General features: G+C 67.0%; 15 protein-coding genes and 1 tRNA gene. 11 read left to right on the plus strand and 5 right to left on the minus strand.

What is annotated here, in order from left to right:
* Window positions 1–86 precede the first annotated feature (86 nt).
* A complete protein-coding gene (trpS, locus tag OJF58_RS08895; protein ID WP_300783621.1) occupies window positions 87–1,157 on the plus strand; it encodes a tryptophan--tRNA ligase in 1,071 nt (356 codons plus the stop codon).
* Between the two features lie 14 nt (window positions 1,158–1,171).
* Here trpS and OJF58_RS08900 read toward each other — a convergent pair whose 3' ends face one another.
* A complete protein-coding gene (locus OJF58_RS08900) occupies window positions 1,172–2,875 on the minus strand; it encodes a heparinase II/III family protein (protein ID WP_300783623.1) in 1,704 nt (567 codons plus the stop codon).
* Between the two features lie 274 nt (window positions 2,876–3,149).
* Here OJF58_RS08900 and OJF58_RS08905 point away from each other — a divergent pair, with 274 nt between their 5' ends.
* On the plus strand, window positions 3,150–3,614 hold the full coding sequence (locus OJF58_RS08905) for an Hsp20 family protein (RefSeq protein ID WP_300783625.1): 465 nt from the start codon (window positions 3,150–3,152) through the stop codon (window positions 3,612–3,614).
* Window positions 3,615–3,630: 16 nt separating this feature from the next.
* Window positions 3,631–3,864 (plus strand): DUF1150 family protein, encoded by a 234-nt coding sequence (locus tag OJF58_RS08910; protein WP_300783627.1) that lies wholly within the window; start codon window positions 3,631–3,633, stop codon window positions 3,862–3,864.
* Window positions 3,865–3,882: 18 nt separating this feature from the next.
* Here the strand turns inward: OJF58_RS08910 and OJF58_RS08915 are convergent, their stop codons facing one another.
* The 4 genes from OJF58_RS08915 to OJF58_RS08930 form a co-directional block, all read right to left on the minus strand.
* On the minus strand, window positions 3,883–4,353 hold the full coding sequence (locus tag OJF58_RS08915) for a PTS sugar transporter subunit IIA (protein WP_300783629.1): 471 nt from the start codon (window positions 4,351–4,353) through the stop codon (window positions 3,883–3,885).
* 111 nt (window positions 4,354–4,464) lie between these two features.
* Complete coding sequence (rpoN, locus tag OJF58_RS08920) at window positions 4,465–6,003, minus strand: RNA polymerase factor sigma-54 (protein ID WP_300783631.1); 1,539 nt, start codon at window positions 6,001–6,003, stop codon at window positions 4,465–4,467.
* Between the two features lie 63 nt (window positions 6,004–6,066).
* Complete coding sequence (locus OJF58_RS08925) at window positions 6,067–6,678, minus strand: ribonuclease H-like domain-containing protein (RefSeq protein WP_300783633.1); 612 nt, start codon at window positions 6,676–6,678, stop codon at window positions 6,067–6,069.
* A 23-nt stretch (window positions 6,679–6,701) separates the two neighbouring features.
* Window positions 6,702–6,786 (minus strand) — tRNA-Leu (locus OJF58_RS08930).
* A gap of 117 nt (window positions 6,787–6,903) precedes the next feature.
* Between OJF58_RS08930 and OJF58_RS08935 the strand changes: the two genes are divergently transcribed.
* The 8 genes from OJF58_RS08935 (at window position 6,904) to OJF58_RS08970 (ending at window position 17,391) form a co-directional block, all read left to right on the plus strand.
* The gene (locus tag OJF58_RS08935; RefSeq protein ID WP_300783634.1) at window positions 6,904–7,863 is read left to right on the plus strand and encodes a complex I NDUFA9 subunit family protein; all 960 of its coding nucleotides are present in this window, start codon (window positions 6,904–6,906) and stop codon (window positions 7,861–7,863) included.
* A gap of 247 nt (window positions 7,864–8,110) precedes the next feature.
* A complete protein-coding gene (locus tag OJF58_RS08940; RefSeq protein ID WP_300783635.1) occupies window positions 8,111–9,553 on the plus strand; it encodes an NAD(P)-dependent oxidoreductase in 1,443 nt (480 codons plus the stop codon).
* Window positions 9,554–9,557: 4 nt separating this feature from the next.
* Window positions 9,558–10,172, plus strand: a complete 615-nt coding sequence (locus tag OJF58_RS08945; RefSeq protein ID WP_300783636.1) for a glutathione S-transferase family protein — start codon at window positions 9,558–9,560, stop codon at window positions 10,170–10,172.
* Window positions 10,173–10,185: 13 nt separating this feature from the next.
* Window positions 10,186–10,368, plus strand: a complete 183-nt coding sequence (locus OJF58_RS08950) for a 4-oxalocrotonate tautomerase (protein WP_300783637.1) — start codon at window positions 10,186–10,188, stop codon at window positions 10,366–10,368.
* A 64-nt stretch (window positions 10,369–10,432) separates the two neighbouring features.
* Window positions 10,433–14,977 (plus strand): glutamate synthase large subunit, encoded by a 4,545-nt coding sequence (gene gltB, locus OJF58_RS08955; RefSeq protein WP_300783638.1) that lies wholly within the window; start codon window positions 10,433–10,435, stop codon window positions 14,975–14,977.
* A gap of 23 nt (window positions 14,978–15,000) precedes the next feature.
* Entirely contained in the window at window positions 15,001–15,909 is a 909-nt protein-coding gene (locus OJF58_RS08960; protein WP_300783639.1) for a DMT family transporter, read from the plus strand.
* 110 nt (window positions 15,910–16,019) lie between these two features.
* A complete protein-coding gene (locus OJF58_RS08965; RefSeq protein ID WP_300783640.1) occupies window positions 16,020–16,721 on the plus strand; it encodes a CoA transferase subunit A in 702 nt (233 codons plus the stop codon).
* Between the two features lie 10 nt (window positions 16,722–16,731).
* On the plus strand, window positions 16,732–17,391 hold the full coding sequence (locus OJF58_RS08970; RefSeq protein WP_300783641.1) for a CoA transferase subunit B: 660 nt from the start codon (window positions 16,732–16,734) through the stop codon (window positions 17,389–17,391).
* Window positions 17,392–17,470 lie beyond the last annotated feature (79 nt).

Here is a 17,470-nt window from a genome sequence, read left to right on the forward strand (position 1 = left end):
ATACCCGCGCACCCTCGCCTTCCACCGGCGGGCGCGCGGAGGTCCACAGCCCGCGCTTCTCGAGACAGTGAGCGGAGTCCACATCCATGCCTGACGCCAATACCGCCGCGGCCGCGCCCAATCTGCATCTCGCGCCCTATCAGGCGCGAGGCCTCAAGGGCCGCATCCTCTCGGGCGTGCAACCCACCGGCAATCTCCATCTCGGCAACTATCTCGGCGCGATCCGCAACTTCGCACGCCTGCAGGGCGACTACGAGTGCCTCTACTGCGTGGTCGACATGCACGCCATCACGCTATGGCAGGATCCCAAGGAGCTCGCATCGCAGACACGCGAGATCGCCGCGGCCTTCCTCGCCGCCGGCGTCGACGGCGCCAGGAACGCGATCTTCAACCAGTCGGCCGTTCCCGAGCATGCGCAGCTCGCCTGGATCTTCAACTGCGTGGCGCGCGTGGGCTGGATGAACCGCATGACGCAGTTCAAGGAGAAGGCCGGCAAGGACCGCGAGAACGCCTCACTCGGTCTCTACGCCTATCCGGCGCTGATGGCGGCCGACATCCTGATCTACAAGGCCACGCACGTGCCGGTCGGCGAGGACCAGAAGCAGCATCTCGAGCTCACACGCGACATCGCCATCAAGTTCAACAACGACTATCACGCGCCGGGCTTCTTCCCGGTGACCGAGCCCCTGATCTTCGGCGCCGCGACGCGCGTCATGAGCCTGCGCGACGGTACCAAGAAGATGAGCAAGTCCGATCCGTCGGACTTCTCGCGCATCAATCTGACCGACGATGCCGACGCGATCGCCCAGAAGATCCGCCGCGCCAAGACCGATCCGCATCCCATGCCGGAGACGGCGGCGGACGCCGAGAAGCGCCCCGACGCCGACAACCTCCTCGGCATCTACGCGGCCCTCGCCGACCGCGCGAAGGACGAGGTGATCGGCGAGTTCGCGGGCAAGCAGTTCTCCGAATTCAAGGCGGCGCTCACCGAGCTCGCAGTCGCCAGGCTCGGCCCCGTCGGCGCGGAGATGCAGCGGCTGATGAAGGACCCGGGCCATGTCGATTCGGTGCTGCGGGCGGGCGTCGAAAAGGCCCGCGCCATCGCCGGCCCGATCCTGGCCGACGTATACAGGACGGTGGGTTTCCTGAAGCCTTAGGGCCGCTCCCGGCCTCAACCTTCCATCCGGGTCAGCGCCCATTTGACGGCGGCGCCTTCGGCCGGAACGTGGCCCACGAGGACGATCTGCTCGGTGCGGCGCTGGCGGCCCTCCTCGCCGAGATAGATGCTTTCGGCAAGGCCGATGCCGGCGCCCGAGGCGCGCAGGCGCCAGCCGCGGCCGCTTGGCAGCCGCATCAGCACCGCCTGACCGCTTTGCGCCAGCGTCGCCTTCACCGCCGGATGAAGGTGGAAGCGCACGATGAAACGCTTGTCGGGCATCGTCACCGGCCGGCCTTCGGGCCCGGTGAACATGTCCTCGCCGCGCAGGTCGCCTCCGTCCGGCGACAGCCACAGGCGACGGCGATGGATGATGCCGAACAGCGAGCGATAGCCGTCGTGGCACATGTCGAGCCATTGCGCGCCCTGGTCCTCGGCGCGATCGACCAGCACGTTGCCGGCGCGATATTCGAGCGCGCCATGATCGGTGATCTCGCTCGAGTTGGTGTCGTCGACCACGGCGGTCGAATGCGCGGCCGTGAAGCGCATGAAGTGGCGCCATTCGCGCGGCGCGCCGGGATAGACGCCACAATTCACGATCAGCCGCTCGTGGGCGGCGCTCATCTCGAACGAAAGCGTCCCGGCATGAGCCTCGCCGTCCATGCCGCGACCGGGCGGACTTCCGGCATCGGCGATCACCAGCGAGGTGCCCGCCGCCAGGCGCTGGAAGCCGCTCGCGAGCGCCATGGCCGGCGCGCTTTCACCCGAGCCCGAGCGCGCCAGCGCAAGGTCGATCAATGCCCGATCGCCTTCCCAGGTGCCGTTGAACAGGGCAAGTCCGCCGTCGCCGTGGCGGAAGAAGCGCAGCATGGGCGCCAGTCGCTCGATGGCGGCAGCGAGCTCGGCCGGCTCCTTGTGCTCGGCGGAAGCGAGCGCCGCCCGCACATCGAGCAGGTGACGCAGCACCGCGACCTGCAGATGAGGCGCGCGCTCGGCCACCACACCGTCGTGCAGCACATAGCGCTTCACGAAACGGCCGAGCCGCGATACCGCCTGCTCCAGGCTTTTCTCGTAGGCCGTGCCTTCGCGCAGGAAGGCAAGGTCGGCGAAAATCGTTGCCTTCAGCACTGCCACTGTCTCGTGGCCCGCAACATTGGTGCGTCCGATGCGCTTCAGGTGCGCCCGCTGGCGGGCCAGCGACTGGACGAAGCGGCCGGCGAAGCCGGGGTCGGCGGCGGTGGCGAGCCAATCGTAGTGGCGGATCCATTCGACGATGCGGTTCGCCAGGAGATCGCGCCGCCAGGTCGCGATCGACCAGCGACCTTCCCGTTCCATCCAGTCATCGACGAGGCGCACGGCAAGCGCGGCGCCGGCAGGATCGCCGCAATCGCGCAGGTCGCGCAGCCACGCAAAGCCGTTCAGAACCTGCCGCCACAGTTCGCTGGCCCCCGGCCGCTGCCAGGGTGGATCCTGATCGCTGGGCGCGATCGAGCCGGCCTCGCCGCACACGGCCAGCGATCCCGCCAGAAGGCGCTGGCCGGAAACCGCGTCGCCCGGCCACGAATCGGGGGCGACCGCGAAGAACGAGCCCGGCGCACGATGGCCCAGCGTCAGAATATGCAAGGGGGCTGCGACCAGGGTCTGGCCCCAGCGGGCGAGCTTGTCGGTAAGGCCAGGCGCCTGGGCGGCGGTGGAACGGACGGGGCGCGAGCCCGCCATCAAAGGCTCGCCGGGTCGGCGGGTGTCTGAGGCGACCAGTGTCATCGTCGTCGATCTTTTGGGCCCGGCGGATCCGCCGGGCGTTGAGGGGTTGAGTAGTCTAGCCGACCCGGACGGCCGTGGCGATGGGCTCGCCTGGCCTCAAATTGGTCCCGTGTCGTCTCCCGACAGTCCTTTTGCGGGACTTGAACAGGGTCCAGGGAACACCAGATTCATTCCAAGGAAGGCCAACGTGGCTTCCGGGCCGCTCGCTCTGCGGAGGAGGGTTTTAGAAATGAGTCGCGTCTCGATGTTCAATTCGCCCCTGCTGCTGGGCTTCGATCAGTTCGAACGGACGCTCGATCGACTGGCCAAGAGCGCGGAGGGCTATCCTCCCTACAATATCGAGAAGATCGGCGAGAATGGCCTTCGCATCACGCTCGCGGTGGCGGGCTTCGCCACCCGGGATCTTTCGATCGAGTTGGTCGAGAACCAGCTTACGGTGCGCGGCCGGCAGAGCGACGATTCGGATCGCGTCTTCCTTCACCGCGGCATCGCCGCGCGCCAGTTCCAGCGTGCCTTCATGCTGGCCGACGGCATCGAGGTGACCGGGGCGCGGCTGGACAACGGGCTTCTGGAAATCGACCTCGTGCGGCCGCTCGCCGAGCCGCGCGTCCGCACCATTCGCATCGACTCCGGCAAGGAGAGCTCCGCGAACCAGACCATCGACTTCACCACGCGCCGTGTGGGGCCGCGGTGAAGCCAAGGAGGTAACCATGGAAAACAACCAGACCAGCAAGCCCGGCGCCTTCACGCCCCTCGCCGACGACGCTTTCCTGAGCCTTGGTGCACAGCAGATCGCCTATATCAAGTCTGTGGACCTCCCGGACGGGGCGCATGCCGTGGCGATCTTTTCCGCCGACGGCAAGCCGATGGCGGCCGCGCCGTCGATCGAGGTCGCCGAAGCGCTTCTGCGTCAGCACGACCTCGAGCCGGCACTCGTGCACTGATCGCGCGCGCGAAGCGCGTCAGGCCGCGCTTTGTGTCTGGATTGCCTCGACAAGCATGGCGAAGAGCGCGTCGGCATTGTCGGTGGCACGTAGCTTCTCGACCAGGGCGCGATCGCGCAAAAGGCGCGATACGCGGGCGAGCGCCTTCAGATGGTCGGCGCCGGCGCCTTCCGGAGCCACCAGCAGGAAGACGACATCCACCGGGCGCTCGTCGATCGAGTCGAAATCGATCGGCTGGGCGAGGCGGGCGAAAACGCCGACGGGTACGGACAGCGCCGCCATCCGGCCGTGGGGGATGGCGATACCGCCGCCGATTCCTGTCGAGCCCAGCCGCTCGCGCTCGAGCAGGCGGTCGAACAGTCGGCGTTCGTCCAGCTTGTAGAGAGCAGCGGCCCGGCTCACCAGCTCCGCGAGCAGCGCCTTCTTGCCGGATGCCTTCACGCAAGCCAGGACAGCATCCGGGCCGGGCAGTAGATCGGCGATTTCCACAATCTCACCAAGAGGTTAGCGGCTCGGGCCCGGGGGTCTGCCCGGCGCGAAGTGCGCCCCTATAAGCACCTCTACCGGGCCGGTCAAGCCCGCGCACAAGGCCCTGCCGTCTCAGTCGGCAGGGCCTGTCGCGATCTCCCTGGCGCGCGCATCCGGTGTCGGGCTCGCCGACGACAGACGCCCGATCCCGAGTCGTCCGAGGCGCCGCCGCTCGGCGGACGAGGGGATGCGCATTGCGTCGCGATACTTGGCGACGGTACGGCGGGCGATCTCGACTCCCTCGCGCTTCAGCAGATCGACGATGCGGTCGTCGGAGAGGGGCTGCGTGGCGTTCTCGCCCTCCACCAGCCGGCGGATGCGCGAGCGCACCGCTTCGGACGAGACCATGACACCCGGCGCGTGCGCCGCCAGCGCGGAGGTGAAGAAGTACTTCAGCTCGAAGATGCCGCGCGGCGTGGCGATGTACTTGTTCGAGGTGACACGACTCACCGTGCTCTCGTGCAGCTCGGTGGCGACGGCGATGTCGCGCAGCACCAGCGGCCTGAGCGCGCTGACGCCGTGGCGGAAGAAGCCATCCTGCTGGCGCACGATCTCGCGCGCGACCTTGAGGATGGTCGTGGCGCGCTGCTCCAGGGTCTTCACCAGCCAGCTGGCGGACTGGAATCGTTCGGCGATGAAGTCGCGATCGGCCTTGCCGCGTGCGCCCTTCATCAGCGTCGCATGATACATGCGATCGACCAGCACTCTGGGCAGCGCCTCGGTGTTGAGCTCGATGTGCCAGCCTTCCTCGCCGGTCTCGGGATCCCGGGCCGGCACGAGAGAAAGATCCGGCATGACGGGCTGCATCGGCTCGAAGTCGAACGCGGCGCCAGGCCGCGGATCGAGCGCGCGTACCTCCGCCAGCATGTCGCGTAGATCCTCCTCGTCCACGCCGCAGCGTCGCCGGAGCTGACCGAATTCGCCGGCCGCCACCAGATCGAGATTGTCGAGGAAGGCCTGCATCGCCGGGTCGAGCCGATTGCGCTCGGCGAGCTGCGCCGCCAGACATTCGGCCAATGTCCGCGCGAACAGGCCGGCCGGCTCGATCTGGCGCAAGCGCGACCACACACGCTCCACGGTCCCGACGGCGACGTCGAGCGCCTGCGCCACCACCACGGCGTCGGCCTGGCAATACCCCGCCTCGTCGAGACTCTCGGCGAGCCTCAAGGCGACACGCCGTTCCCCGGCGTCGCGGAAGATCGGCTCGATCTGTCCGAGCACGTGCGTCGCCAGCGAACACGGCCGGCCGGCCACAAGCGCGAGGGCATCGGGGGCGTCGTCGCGCAGCGCGCCCCCGCCCGAGGCTCCGTCGCCGCCGCGATCGACGAACTCGCCTGCCCAGCGGTCGTCGGCCTCCGCGAGGGCCGGTGCCGCCGCCGCGAGCGTCTCGGCCGTATCGACCGGCGGGCCGGCGACACCAGCTTCCTTCTCGTCCGTCGGTCCGTCCTCGGGCGGCCCTTCCTGAAGCAACGGGTTCTTTTCGAGTTCCTGCTGGATGTAGGCGGCAAGCTCGAGATGCGAAAACTGCAGCAGCTTGATCGCCTGCTGGAGCTGCGGCGTCATTGCCAGGGTCTGGCGCGAGGCCAGGAGGAGACTTGGACCGATACGCATCTACCCTCGCCCGGGAAGGCCATGGCCTTCCCCTGGAGGGATCCTAGCAAGAAGCGTGCCAGCCTAGTGGGCGAAGATATCGAGGTCGGGCCAGCCGGCGAGATCCAGACGGGCCCGGGCCGGCAGGAACCGGAAGGCCGCATCGGCCAGCTCTGTCCGCCCTTCCCGCGCCAGCAGCGAGTCGAGCTTGGCCTTCAGCGCGTGCAGGTGCAGGACGTCGGAAGCGGCATAAGCGAGCTGCTCCTCGGTGAGCGTCTCGGCGCCCCAGTCGGAGGTCTGCTGCTGCTTGGAGAGATCGACGCCCAGCAGCTCCCGGCACAGATCCTTGAGGCCGAATTTGTCGGTGAAGGTGCGCGTGAGCTTGGCGGCGATCTTGGTGCAGTAGACCGGCTCGCAGCGCATGCCGAGCGCATGCTCGAGCACGGCGATGTCGAAGCGACCGAAGTGGAAAAGCTTCAGGATCGCCGGATCGGCCAGAAGGGCCGCAAGATTGGGAGCCTTGTAAGGGCCGCGCGACATCTGGACCAGATGGGCATTGCCGTCGCCGGCCGAGAGCTGCACGAGACACAGCCGGTCCCGATGCGGGTTGAGCCCCATCGTCTCGGTATCGACCGCCACCACCGGGCCGAGCTCGAGGTCGGCGGGAAGATCGCCGTGATAAAGCTTGATGGCCATTTATCGGATGCCTCGCGCTCGCATGGTGCCCAGGAGAAGACTCGAACTTCCACGCCTTTCGGCGCTAGTACCTGAAACTAGTGCGTCTACCAATTCCGCCACCTGGGCACGGCATGCAGGCGAGTGCGGGCCCGTGAGTTAGGGCCACCCATCGCCGATGTCAACCGGACGCCCCGCCGCCGTCCTCTTTGCGTGTCAGCGGCGTTCGGCTATAGGCAGCGGGCCATGAACATAGAGCAGGTCACGGTCTTCGGCGGCGGCTTCATCGGCCGCGCCATCGTGCAGGCGCTGGCGCGCCAGGGCCACCAGATTCGTGTCGCCGTGCGGCGCCCCGAGCTTGCCGAGCAGATCACCACGGCCGGCAGTGTCGGGCAGGTGATGCTGATGCGCGCCAATATCCGGATGCCGCGGTCGGTCGCCGCCGCCGTGGCCGGCAGCCAGGCGGTCGTCAATGCAACCGGCATCCCGTTCCAGCGCGGCCGTCAGCGTTACCAGGCGGTTCATGTCGAAGGGGCCGAAAACATCGCCTCGGCCTGCCAGGCGGCAGGGGTCGAGCGTCTGGTGCATGTGTCGGGCATCGGCGCGGAGCGCGACTCGAAGAATGCCTTCATCCGATCCAAAGGCCAGGGAGAGCAGGCCGTCATCGCTGCATTCGCGACCGCGACGTTCCTGCGGCCGAGCGTGGTCTTTGGTCCCGACGACCAGATCTTCAATCGCATGGCCGGTATTGCCGCCAGGGCGCCTTTCCTGCCGGTCATCGGCGACGGATCCGTGCGCGTCCAACCGGTCTTCGTCGGCGATGTCGGGGCCGCCGCCGCGGCCGTCCTGGCCAATCCCGAAACCGCGAAGAGCGTGTTCGAACTGGGCGGCCCGCGTGTCTACACCTACCGCGAGCTGGCGGAGCTGGTGCTGCGCACGATCGACCGCCGCCGCCCGATCATCGGCGTTCCGGTCGGCGTGATGAAGATCGCCGGCTTTTTCGCCCAGCAGATCGCCCTGCTCGGCCTCCGGCCGCCATTGACCGCCGACCAGGTCGAGCTGATGCGCCACGACAACCTGGTGCGACCCGGAGCGTTGACGCTCGGGACCTTGGGTATCCGTCCAACCGCCGCCGAAGCCATCCTGCCGACCTATCTCGACCGCTTCCGGATCGGCGGCCGCTACAACCAGCACGCCCCGGCCTGATCAAACAGATCGCTGTTTCCAGAGCCATTTGGCGCAAGCCCAATAAATAATACCATTCCGGTCCTAATATCGGTTTTTTGGATCGGAATGCAGCCTTGGGAAACTTCACTGTCAAAATAGTCATTCTAATTATGTCAATGTTATTGACTTTTTAGCTCTGAACATGTTGAATGCCGACATGGAGCGCATCTTTCGCTTGGATTGTGCGCTATCTGCGTAATTTTAATTCCAAACTCCGAGAGGCCGCATGGCCGAGAGGATGCTGAAGTTCGTCGGGACGCCGCAGGCCCTGCCCGAGAAGCGCCCGGCAGCCGAGCGGCGGCGCGACTTTCAGGAGATCTATGCGCGCTATGCCCGCGAGAAGGCGGCCGAGCAGGCGGCGCGCTGCTCGCAATGCGGCGTGCCCTTCTGCCAGGTCCATTGCCCCCTGCACAACAACATCCCCGACTGGCTGAAGCTCACCGCCGAAGGCCGCCTCGACGAGGCCTACGAGCTTTCGTCGGCGACCAACAACTTTCCGGAAATATGCGGGCGGATCTGCCCTCAGGACCGCCTGTGCGAAGGCAATTGCGTCATCGAGAAGGGCTTCGAATCGGTCACGATCGGCTCGGTCGAGAAGTTCATCACCGACACGGCCTGGGAAAACGGCTGGATCAAGCCGATCCGGCCGCGCCACGAGCGACCGCAGAGCGTGGGGATCGTCGGTGCGGGTCCGGCCGGTCTCGCCGCCGCCGAGCAATTGCGCCGCAAGGGTTATCAGGTCGCGATCTACGACCGTTACGACCGCGTCGGCGGCCTGCTGATCTACGGCATCCCCAACTTCAAGCTCGAGAAGGAAGTGGTTCAGCGGCGCGAGCAGCTGTTGCGCAGCTCCGATGTCCGGTTCCATCTCGACTGCGAGGTCGGTCGCGATGTCACCTTGGAGGAGCTGCGCCAACGCCATGATGCGGTGCTGTTGGCGACCGGCGTCTACAAGGCACGCGACATCCAGGCGCCGGGCGTGGGCCTGCCGGGCATCGTGGCCGCGCTCGACTATCTGACCGCCGCCAACCGCATCGGCCTCGGCGACACCGTCGCCGCCTTCGAGTCGGGCGTGCTCGATGCGCGCGGCAAGAACGTCGTGGTGCTGGGCGGCGGCGATACGGCGATGGACTGCGTGCGCACCGCCGTGCGCCAGGGCGCGCGCTCGGTGAAGTGCCTCTATCGCCGCGACCGCGCCAACATGCCGGGCTCGCAACGCGAGGTGAAGCACGCCGAGGAAGAAGGCGTCGAGTTCGTGTGGCTCACGGCGCCGCAGGCCTTCCTTGGCAGCGAGAGCGTGACGCATGTCCGCTCGGTTCGCATCCATCTCGGCATGCCGGACGCCTCGGGCCGCCGGACGCCGCAGGAAATCCCCAACAGCCACATGAATATCGAGGCCGACCTCGTGCTGAAGGCACTGGGCTTCGATCCGGAGGATCTGCCGGCGATGCTGCGCGCCTCCGATCTCGCCTTGACCGGCTGGCGCACACTCAAGATCGACTGGCGCAGCATGATGACCAGCCTCGACGGTGTGTTCGCCGCGGGCGACATCGTGCGCGGCGCCTCGCTCGTCGTCTGGGCGGTGCGCGACGGCCGCGACGTGGCCGAGCGCATCCATGGCTGGCTCTCGGCCGGGGCGACGGCACCGCTCGCCGTCGCCGCGGAGTAGCCCTATGCTGACGCTCTACGACTTCATGGGCTCGGGCAACGGCTACAAGGTCCGCCTGCTGCTGGCGCAGCTCGGTCTGCGCTACAAGCTTGTCGAGTGCGATATCCTGAAGGGTGAGACGCGGACGCCGGCGTTCCTGCAAAAGAACCCCAACGGCCGCATCCCGACCTTGCGGCTCGAGGACGGCAGCCATCTCGCCGAATCGGGCGCCATCCTGTGGTATCTCGCCGAGGGCACCGCCTTCGCGCCTGCGGATCGCAAGGCACGCGCCGAGACCCTGCAATGGATGTTCTTCGAGCAGTACAGCCACGAGCCCTACATCGCGGTCGTGCGCTACTGGCGCCACTTCCTCGACGAGCTGACGCCGCTGCAGGAGCTCGACCTGCCGGAACGTTGGCGCAAAGGCTACGACGCGCTCGAGGTGATGGAGCGGCACCTCGAGACGCAGCCGTTCTTCGTCGGCAAGCGCTATGGCCTCGCCGACATCGCGCTCTATGCCTACACGCATGTCGCGCACGAGGGTGAGTTCGACCTCGCGCGCTATCCCAGGATCAACGCCTGGCTCGCCCGCGTGGCCGAGCAGCCCGGCTACGTCACCATGGACCACAAGCCCGGCTGAAGGGGAGACGACCATGCCGATGATCAATGTGCAGATGTTCGAGGGGCGCACGATCGAGCAGCGCCGCAAGCTCGCCAGGGAGCTGACCGATGCCACCTGCCGCGCGCTCGGCTGCACGCCCGACGCGGTGCAGATCATCCTGACCGACATCAGGAAAGAGAACTGGGCCGAAGCCGGGAAGCTTTTCTCGGATTGAGATCAATTCACAGTGTCATCCCTCGCTGCGCTGGGGGTGACACCACCACTCTCGGGAACACGCCATGTCCGCACAGCCCTTCGATGCCCGGCAGTTCGTCCGCGACTACCAGGACGGCGTCGCGCGCCTGACCGAGGTCTATGGCTACAATCCCGCCGAGGAGAAGGATTCCTGCGGCGTCGGCCTCGTCGTGGCGCTGGACGGCAAACGCCGCCGCGACGTTGTCGTCGCCGGCATCGATGCGCTGAAGGCGGTGTGGCATCGCGGCGCGGTGGACGCCGACGGCAAGACCGGCGATGGCGCCGGCATCCACGTCGAAATCCCGCAAGACTTTTTTCGCGACTATGTCCGCGACGCCGGCGGCCACGAGCCTCAGGTCGGGCGCATCGCCGTCGGCACGGTATTTCTCCCGCGCACCGACCTCGGCGCCCAGGAGCGCTGTCGCACCATCGTCGAGACCGAGATCCTGCGCTTCGGCCATATGATCCTGGGCTGGCGCCAGGTGCCGGTCGATATCTCGGTGATCGGCGAGAAGGCGAACGAGACGCGGCCCGAGATCGAGCAGATCCTGATCGGCCGCGGCGATCCGAGGCTCGACAATCGCGAGTTCGAGAAGCAGCTTTACATCCTGCGCCGGCGCATGGAGAAGGCGGCGATCGCGGAGAACATCGCCGAATTCTACGTCTGCTCGCTGTCCTGTCGCTCGCTGATCTACAAGGGCATGTTCCTCGCCGAGCATCTGTCGCAGTTCTACCCCGACCTGCTCGACGAGCGCTTCGTGTCGCGCTTCGCCATCTTCCACCAGCGCTACTCGACCAACACCTTCCCGCAATGGAAGCTCGCCCAGCCGTTCCGCGTTCTGGCGCACAACGGCGAGATCAACACCGTGCTCGGCAACGTCAACTGGATGAAGAGCCACGAGGCGCGGCTAGCGCACGACGGCTTCGGCCGCTTCATCGAGGACCTGAAGCCCATCATCCAGCCCGGCGCATCCGACTCGGCCGCCCTCGACAATGTCTTCGAGCTGCTGGTGCGCGGCCATCGCAACCTGCCGATGGTGAAGTCGATGATGATCCCGGAGGCGCTGGGGTCGAATCCCAACGTCCCCGCCCATCACCGCGCGCTCTATCACTACGTCAATGGCGTCATGGAGCCCTGGGACGGGCCGGCCGCCATCGCCGCCGTCGCCGGCAAGTGGGCGCTGGTCGGGCTCGACCGCAACGGGCTCAGGCCCATGCGCTACGTGCTGACCTCGGACGAGCTGCTGATCGCGGGGTCCGAAGCCGGCATGGTGCCGCAGGACGAGGCCAGGATCGTCGAGAAGGGCCGGCTCGGGCCGGGCGAAATGCTCGCCGTCGATATGGACCAGCCCCAGCTCTACAAGGACCGCGCGCTGAAGGACATGCTGGCAGCGACCAACGACTACGCGAGCTGGGTCAGGCGGACCGTCGAGCTCGATTCGCTGATCAGGCAGGAGGCGCCGAACGAGCAGCGCTTCGGCGCCGAGGAGCTGCGCCGTCGCCAGTTCGCGGTCGGCTGGTCGATCGAGGATCTCGAGATGATCCTCCATCCCATGGTCGAGGACGGCAAGGAGCCGGTGGGCTCGATGGGCGACGATGCACCGATGGCGGTGCTCTCCGACACCTATCGCGGCATGCACCACTATTTCCGCCAGAACTTCAGCCAAGTGACCAATCCGCCGATCGACTCCCTGCGCGAGCGCCAGGTGATGACGATCCGCACGCGGCTCGGCAATCTCGGCAATATCCTCGACGAATCGCCCGAGCAGAGCGAGATGCTGTCGCTGCAGTCGCCGATCGTGCTCAACGCCGAGTTCGAGGCGATGCGCAAGTACATGGGCGACACCGCCGCGCGCATCGACTGCTCCTACGATCCCAAGGGCGGGCTCGATGCGATGCGCCAGGCCTTCGACCGCATCTGCAAGGAGGCCGAGGACGCCGTGCGCAGCGGCTGCCTGCACATCGTGCTGACCGACGCCAATGTCGGCCCCGATCGGGCGGCCCTGCCGATGATCCTGGCAGCGGGCTGCGTGCATTCCTACCTGGTCCGCCAGTCGCTGCGCACCTTCACGTCGCTCAACGTGCGCTCCGGCGAATGCCTGGACGTGCACTATGCCGCCGTCATCATCGGCGTCGGCGCCACGACGGTGAACCCCTATCTCGCCGAGGAGACCATCGCCGCCCGCCATGCACGCGGTCTGTTCGGCGAGCTGTCGCTCGGCCAGTGCCTCGCCAACTACAAGAAGGCGCTGGACGACGGATTGCTGAAGGTGATGTCCAAGATGGGCATCTCCGTGCTCTCGTCCTACCGCGGCGGCTGCAACTTCGAGGCCGTGGGTCTGTCCCGCTCGCTGGTGCAGGAGTTCTTCCCCGGCATGCCCTCGCGCATCTCCGGCATCGGGCTGCGCGGCGTCCAGGAAAAGATCTCGCAACAGCATGCGCGCGCCTTCGACGAGGAGGTGATCGCGCTGCCGATCGGCGGCTTCTACAAGTACCGCCGCGGCGGCGATCACCACAATTTCGAGGGCAACCTCATTCACATGCTGCAGGATGCGGTGACCACCGAGTCCTACGCCAAGTACCGCAAGTACAGCGCGGCGGTGCGCCGGCTGCCGCCGATCAACCTGCGCGACCTGCTGGATTTCAAGCCCGACCGCAAGCCGGTGCCGATCGACGAGGTCGAATCGATCACCGAGCTGCGCAAGCGGCTGGTGGCGCCGGGCATCTCGCTGGGCGCGCTGAGCCCGGAGGCCCACGAGACGCTCTCCATCGCCATGAACCGCATCGGCGCCAAGTCCGATTCGGGCGAGGGCGGCGAGGATCCGGCCCGCTACAAGCCGCGCGCCAACGGCGACAATGCCTCGTCGGCCATCAAGCAGGTCGCCTCGGGCCGGTTCGGCGTGACGGCGGAATATCTCAACAACTGCCGCGAGCTCGAGATCAAGATCGCGCAGGGCGCCAAGCCCGGCGAGGGCGGCCAGCTTCCCGGGATCAAGGTCAGCGAGATGATCGCGCGCCTGCGCCACTCGACGCCGGGCGTCAGCCTGATCAGCCCGCCACCGCACCACGACATCTACTCGATCGAGGATCTGGCGCAGCTCATCTACGACCTGAAGCAGATCAATCCCGAGGCGCGCGTGACGGTCAAGCTCGTGGCGCGTTCGGGCATCGGCACCGTCGCCGCCGGCGTCGCCAAGGCGAAGGCCGACGTGATCCTGGTCTCCGGTCACAGCGGCGGCACCGGCGCCTCGCCGCAGGCCAGCATCAAGTACGCGGGTATTCCCTGGGAGATGGGTCTTTCAGAGACCCATCAGGTGCTGACGCTCAACCGGCTGCGCGAGAAGGTGCTGCTGCGCACCGACGGCGGCATCAAGACCGGCCGCGACGTGGTGATCGCGGCCCTGCTCGGCGCCGAGGAATACGGCATCGGCACCGCCTCGCTGATCGCCATGGGCTGCATCATGGTGCGGCAGTGCCATTCCAACACCTGCCCGGTCGGCGTCTGCACCCAGGATCCCAGGCTGCGCGCCAAGTTCGAGGGCTCGCCGGAGAGGGTCGTCAACCTCTTCAGCTTCATCGCCGAGGAGGTGCGCGAGATCCTGGCCCAGCTCGGCTACCGGTCGCTGAGCGAGATCGTCGGCCGTTCCGACCTCCTGCGGCAGGTGAGCCGCGGCGCGCGCTATCTCGACGACCTCGACCTCAGCCCGCTGCTCACGCGCGCCGACGGCGGCCGCGGTGCGGTGCATTGCACGCTCGAGGGCCGCAACGAGGTGCCCGACACGCTCGATGCGCAGATGATCCGCGATGCCCGCCCGCTCTTCACGCATGGCGAGAAAATGCAGCTCCAGTACAGCGTCCGGAACACGCATCGCGCCGTGGGCACCCGGCTCGCCGCCATGATCACGCGCAAGTACGGCATGGCCGGCCTGCCGCCCGACACGGTGACCGTGCGGCTGCGCGGCACGGCCGGCCAGTCGCTCGGCGCTTTCGCCGTCCAGGGCATGAAGCTCGAAGTGTTCGGCGACGCCAACGACTATGTCGGCAAGGGCCTGAGCGGCGGCACGATCGTCGTCAAGCCCACCGTGTCCAGCCCGCTCGTGCCCGAGGCCAACGCCATCATCGGCAACACGGTGCTCTATGGCGCCACGGCGGGCAAGCTGTACGCTTCCGGCCGTGCCGGCGAGCGCTTCGCCGTACGCAATTCGGGCGCCGCCACCGTGGTCGAGGGCGTGGGCTCGAACGGCTGCGAGTACATGACCGGCGGCACCGCTGTCATTCTGGGCGCGGTCGGCGTCAACTTCGCCGCCGGCATGACGGGCGGCATGGCCTTCGTCTACGATCCCGAAGACGTGTTCACCCTCAAGGTCAATCCCGAGACGGTCGTGTGGCAGCGCATCGATCATCCGCACTGGGACGTGATGCTGAAGACGATGGTGAGCGAGCATGTCGCGGAGACCAAGTCACCCCTCGGCGCGCGACTGCTGAACGACTGGGACCGCGAGGTCGAGCACTTCTGGCAGATCGTGCCCAAGGAAATGCTCTCGCGCCTGCCCGTGCCTCTCACCGTCGCCAGCGAAAAGATCGCGTAGGAATTGCGGACGAAGTGTCGTCCATGAGCACCGCGCCGGTCACGCGCGCCGCGCCATCCGTGCCGCGCGCGGCACGGCTGCAGCTCGCGGCAACCATCGTCCTCTTTGGCCTCACCTGGCCGGTGATGAAGATCGGCCTGATGGCGCGTACGCCGATCTGGCTGGCGGCCGGCCGCGCCACGACGTCGGCGTTCACGGCCTTTCTGCTGCTGGCGCTGCTCGGCCGGCTGGACCGGCCGCCGCGGCAGGACTGGCCGATCATCCTGTCGGTGGGCACGCTGCAGCTCTCGAGCTTCTTCGCGCTTGCCAATCTCGGCGTGCAGAGCGTGCCGCCCGGCCGCTCGGGGGTGCTCGCCTACACCACCATGCTCTGGCTGGTCCCGCTCTCGCTGCTGGTCGGAGAGAAGGTCGGCTGGCGCGCGATCGCGGGTGTCGCGCTGGGGGTCGCCGGGATTGTCGTGCTGGGCGATCCCGGCCGCTTCGACTGGCACGACCGCGGCGTCGTGATGGGCCACGCCTACCTCCTGCTGGCGGGCTTCACCTGGGCGCTGGCGATCCTGCACACGCGGCGCCACCGCTGGCGCACGACGCCCCTCGACGCCCTGCCCTGGCAGATGAGCGTAGCGACCATGCTTCTGTGGCTGCTGGCGCTCGTCGTCGAGCCGGGCGGCTATTTCGACTTCGACAAATGGCAGCTCTGGGCCGCCCTGCTCTATATCGGCGCCTTCGCCGGTCCGACCGGAACATGGGCCGCCGTCTCCGTCAGCCGCGCGCTGCCGCCCGTCACGACCTCGCTCGGCATGCTGGGCGTGCCGCTGATCGGGATCATCTCCTCCGTGATCCTGGTCGGCGAGCCCGTGACGCTGCCGCTGATGCTGGGCACGAGCATGGTGATCGCGGGCATCGCCATTGTCATATTGGGCAAAGGCTAGCCGGGCTTTTCAAGATCGGCCTTACGGATCGCAAGTCGCGCCGTCACATTGACAGTGCGCGTTTGGGTCCCGCATATGCGGACCGAAGAGGCTTGGCACGGAACGAGGCGATGGCGAACAAGGTCTACAAGGATGCGAAGTCGGCGCTCGACGGGTTGCTGCGCGACGGGCTGATGCTGATGTGCGGCGGCTTCGGTCTGGTCGGCATCCCCGACAAGCTGATCCAGGCGGTGCGCGAGTCGGGCGCCAAGGGTCTCACCTGTGTCAGCAACAATGCCGGCATCGACGGCGCCGGCCTCGGGCTGCTGCTGGAGACCGGCCAGGTGAAGAAGATGATCTCGTCCTATGTCGGCGAGAACAAGACCTTCGCCAAGCTCTATCTCGAAGGCAAGCTCGAGCTCGAATTCAACCCGCAGGGAACCTTGGCCGAGCGCGTGCGTGCCGGCGGCGCCGGCATCCCGGCTTTCTACACCAGGACCGGCGTCGGAACGCTGGTGGCCGAGGGCAAGGAGACCAAGGTCTTCGACGGCGAGGAGTACGTGATGGAGCGCGGCCTCGTGGGCGACATCGCGCTGGTCAAGGCATGGAAGGGCGATACGGCGGGCAACCTCGTCTATCGCAAGGCCGCGCGGAACTTCAATCCGATGATGGCGACCGCCGCCAGGGTCTGCGTCGCCGAGGTCGAGGAGCTGGTGCCGGTGGGCGAGATCGATCCCGACCACGTGCATACCCCGGCCGTGTTCGTGCAGCGCATCTTCTGCGGCGCGCCGTACGAGAAGAAGATCGAACAGCGCACCGTTCGCAAAGCCTAGGAGGATCGAGATGTCTTGGACCCGCGATCAGATGGCAGCGCGCGCCGCCAAGGAGCTGAAGGACGGCTTCTACGTGAACCTCGGCATCGGCATTCCGACCCTGGTCTCGAACTACATTCCCGAGGGCGTCGATATCACGCTGCAGAGCGAGAACGGCATGCTGGGCGTCGGCCCCTTCCCGCTCGACAACGAGGTCGACCCCGAGATCGTCAATGCCGGCAAGCAGACCGTGACCGAGGTCAAGGGTACCGCTTACTTCAGCTCGGCCGACAGCTTCGCGATGATCCGCGGCGGCCATATCGACCTTTCCATCCTGGGTGCGATGGAGGTGGCCGAGAACGGCGACCTCGCCAACTGGATGATCCCCGGCAAGGTGGTGAAGGGCATGGGCGGCGCCATGGACCTCGTCGCCGGCGTCAAGCGCGTGATCGTCATCATGGAGCATGTCTCCAAGGACGGGCAGTCGAAGCTCCTGAAGGAATGCTCTTTGCCGCTCACCGGACGACGTGTGGTCGACATGGTGGTGACCGAGCTCGGCGTGTTCGGGATCGACAAGAAGGGCAGTGGCGGCGCGACGCTGCTCGAGCTCGCCGATGGCGTCACCGTCGACGAAGTCAAGGCCAAGACGAAGGCCAGGCTCGCAATCGCCACCGGCGTGAAGGCCGCTTAGAGCCGATATCTCGCAAGTGATGGCAGTGTCATCCTGAGGCCAAGCCGAAGGATCTTTCCGGGATGCTTGCCCCAAAGAC

Origin of the sequence: Enhydrobacter sp., from assembly GCF_030246845.1 — a bacterium.
GTDB lineage: Bacteria > Pseudomonadota > Alphaproteobacteria > Reyranellales > Reyranellaceae > Reyranella.